2 protein-coding genes are annotated in these 3,701 nt (G+C 27.6%); both read right to left on the bottom strand.

Translation table 11 applies throughout. The features are described from left to right. Window positions 1-2,354: hypothetical protein (locus tag ACKI3Q_RS03460; RefSeq protein ID WP_407414287.1), on the bottom strand; the 2,354-nt coding region annotated here is incomplete at its 3' end. Between the two features lie 87 nt (window positions 2,355-2,441). Beyond that, window positions 2,442-3,296 carry a hypothetical protein gene (locus ACKI3Q_RS03455; RefSeq protein WP_407414285.1) on the bottom strand — a complete coding sequence of 285 codons (855 nt, stop codon included), beginning with the start codon at window positions 3,294-3,296 and terminating at the stop codon, window positions 2,442-2,444. Between the last annotated feature and the right edge of the window lie 405 nt (window positions 3,297-3,701).

Below are 3,701 nucleotides of genomic sequence, written 5' to 3'. Positions count from 1 at the left end.
GTCAAACCATCAGGAATATCCTCAACAACAAAAACATCACCCAAAGCAACTTCACCAGTATTAGTAACAGTAATCAAGAACAAAGTCTGCTCACCAACCAAAACAGAAGGAGTCAAACTAACCTTATCAACAACCATACCTGGTTTCAATTCTGGCTCATCAACAACTTCGGTAGTATTATTAGTAATTTTATCTTCAGTTTCACTAGAACCAGCAACAACGATATTAGTAAAGTTACCAGGCTTAATTGTGTTAAATTCTACAGTGAAATTAGCAGACTCGCCAATTTCTAAAGGATTTAAGTATTTAAATACATTACCAGCATTAACCCAATTATCACCGGAAAAACTATTATATATTAATCCTTCATATGATAATTCTTTAACAAATACATTAGTTAATCCAACATTTCCGGTATTTTTAACAACAATAGTGAAAGATGTTTTTTCACCAACATTAACTGTTTTATTTAATGTAATTTTTCTGACTTCCAAGTCAGGATTAATATTATTTACTCTAGTAATATTAAATGCGAATAAATTTTGATTTGAACTACCTGTGATAAGTGTATAGAAATTATAAATTATATATCCGCCGTTTACTTGTTTAACAGCATTAGTATTAGGTATTCTTTCACCTGCATCATATCTTCTTATTGCATCTTTAACTCTGTAACTTGCAGAAGGATTATTCCTGAAATCAGTTTCTGTAAAATTCCAAATGTCACGAGCTAATTGCTTATTTGATTCACCTAAAACAGCTTCATTAAAATTATTATAAATTAAAAGTTTAACATATTCAGCGACATTTTCCCCACTTTTATGATTAATTAATAGATTTAAAGAAGTATCAACATAGCCTCCATAAGGTCCTTTAACACCTTCTTCAATACAAAATGCAATATCTCCATTTTCTAATATACAATAATCGTTTTGACCCTGATGACTATGAACAGAAAGATAATCAGTTAAATTATAATACTCAATATAATTAAAATCAGAGTCAGAAATAGTACTTTCATTAACTACTGCAATATCTTGACCAACAGATCCATTATTATCTGTAAAAGTTACATTTGTAATTAATCCTTCAATAATATAAATACCTGCACCAACAATTGCATTATTGCTTTCAACAATTGAGTTTTTAATAGTTCCAGTTTTTATACTTGCACCACCAGCATAAGTAATAGCGGTGTTGTTGTATATGATACAATTATCAATTAAATTACTTGTTCCCTGTTCCATAAGAGCTCCACCACCATAGGCAGCATGATTGCTTATAAATTGAGAGTTAGTAATAGAATTTTTATTACCGTCAATTAAAGCACCTCCACCCATAGTAGCTTTATTGCGTTGGAAATTTGTTTTATCAACATTAGAGTTTGATGATCCTGCACTATATACCAAAGCACCTCCATCACGAGCTGCTGTATTTTCAACAAACAATGAATTCAAAACATTTACATTTTTTCCAGTGACAAGTAAAGCACCAGCATCGAGAGTAGCATAATTTTTATAAAATATTACATTATCAATAGTTCCACTAGAACCAGACCAGTGGATAGCACCACCATGGTAAGCTGAATTTAAAGTAAACTGTGAATCTTTAATCATACCATTATTTCCAGCCCACTGGATAGCACCACCATATCTTAAATTGGTATTGCTTTGTTCTGTAACAAATCCAGTATTATTTATAAATTTAGAATTAGTTATAATACCATTATCAGCCTGCCAAACAACAGCACCATAACTGCCTACAGAATTACTTACAGTACAATTTTCCATTATAACAGTAGCTCCACTGGCAACGGTGATTGCTGCACCATATTCAACAGTATTATAATTATGATATCCATTAATAAAATTAATGTTTTTTAATGTAACAGTCCCACTTTTTATATACAAAATTCTAGATATCTGATTACCATCTATATAATGGCCCTGACCATCTACAGTCATGCTGCTTGAAATTTGAACCATACTAGATTTGTCAGCTATATAATCTTTACTTAGAGTAACATAACTTCCTTTAAGGTCATTTTTTAAATTATCAAATGTCCCATAACCTGCAGATAATTTATCATCTTCATTTCTTGCAGAAAGAAGACCATTATTTCTAGATTCAGATAAGGACAATTCATCATTCTCATTGCTTGCAGATAAAATATCATCATTCACTGCTTCAGATATAAATTCATCATTTGTTTCATATACATCATCAACGACAGGAGCACTGTCAAGACTGACAGATAAAGTTTCATTTGAAAAATCGGCTGCAGAAACTACACCCAAAGTTAATGATAAAGTAATTAATAAGATTAAGCCATATAAAATCGATTTGTTGTTCATAATAAAATACCCCAGTTTTAATCATATTTCGTCAACAGTATATCACCCGATATGGAAATTAATTAAAAATATCCCAGTATAAATTAATTAAATTCTAAAAGAAATACCTCGTATTTGATTGTTTAAATAAGAAAAAAAGATATATACAGACTCGTTTAAATAAAAATTAAATGAAAAATAGTTAGATAGTGAAAATGACAGTAATTTAAAGTTAATCTTTGTAAAATAAAGATTATTATAATATAAATTGTTAGCATTTCCTAGAATTGAATTATCAATACAAAATACAAATCTGCTGTTTAGTTTATCATTACATAATATAACATTCTTATTAAGATCATGAGTCAAAATATGACAATAATGATTATAAAATATTAAGAAATCATGAGTAAAAATATCATGCTCTTCAAATATATCAAATTTAAATTCGCAACCTTCATATTCAGATGATTGTAAAATAGACTCAAATTTCATCCATATAGAAACTTCATAATTACTTAAGAAATCACCATAGAAATGATATGATTCTATAGCTGTACCATTTAAATTTGAAAAAGAAATATTATTCAATGAATCATCTAAAAGCTCTTTAATATAAGTATTATTATATTGATGTCTACTGCTTTTAACATCAAAAGATTTTTCATAAGTTTCAATTATATAAGAGTTATTATACTCCTGATTAGAGAATTCATCCATTATATCAATGGAATCATCCACTTCATCAACATCATCAATAGGTGAATATATAATTTCATCTGTTTCATCAGCATAATCATCACATGAAAATGAAGTTTCACCTATTTCATAAACTTCAGTGATTTCATCGATACCAATATCACTAATTTCTATATTAACTGATTCATCAATGTCACTAGCAGAGACTGCCTGCAACATGAATAATGTTAATATAATAATCATGATATTTATTTTTAAGTTCATCTTCATCACCAAAGTTTGTATAAATGTATAAAAAATTTTTTTCCAAATAAGCCATTAACATTTTTTAATAGCTTACTCTAATATTGAAATCTCATCATATATAAAGGTATACATTTTAACTAAAAATTTTAAAAAAAATAACCAGTGTTTATCTATTTGATATTTAATTTGTCAGACTGTTTAGAAAATTTTAAAAAAATGGACATCTTCAAATTATAACATGGTTATAATATTTTTGTTCGAAAAAACCCAAACAAATTATAGATAATATCTAGAATAAGATGTACTAAAATGGAAGAAAAATCTATTGTATACAAAAAAAATCAATGAAGAAAAAGTCATTTAAATCGTTGAAATAATCTATAAAATAAAATTAATAAATATAATATCAAATTAAATTATAAA

The sequence above is a fragment of the Methanobrevibacter sp. genome (assembly GCF_045636185.1).
In the GTDB taxonomy this organism is placed as follows: domain Archaea; phylum Methanobacteriota; class Methanobacteria; order Methanobacteriales; family Methanobacteriaceae; genus Methanocatella.
The sequence above is the reverse complement of the archived record's forward strand: the minus strand, read 5'-3'. Positions and strand labels throughout refer to the sequence as shown.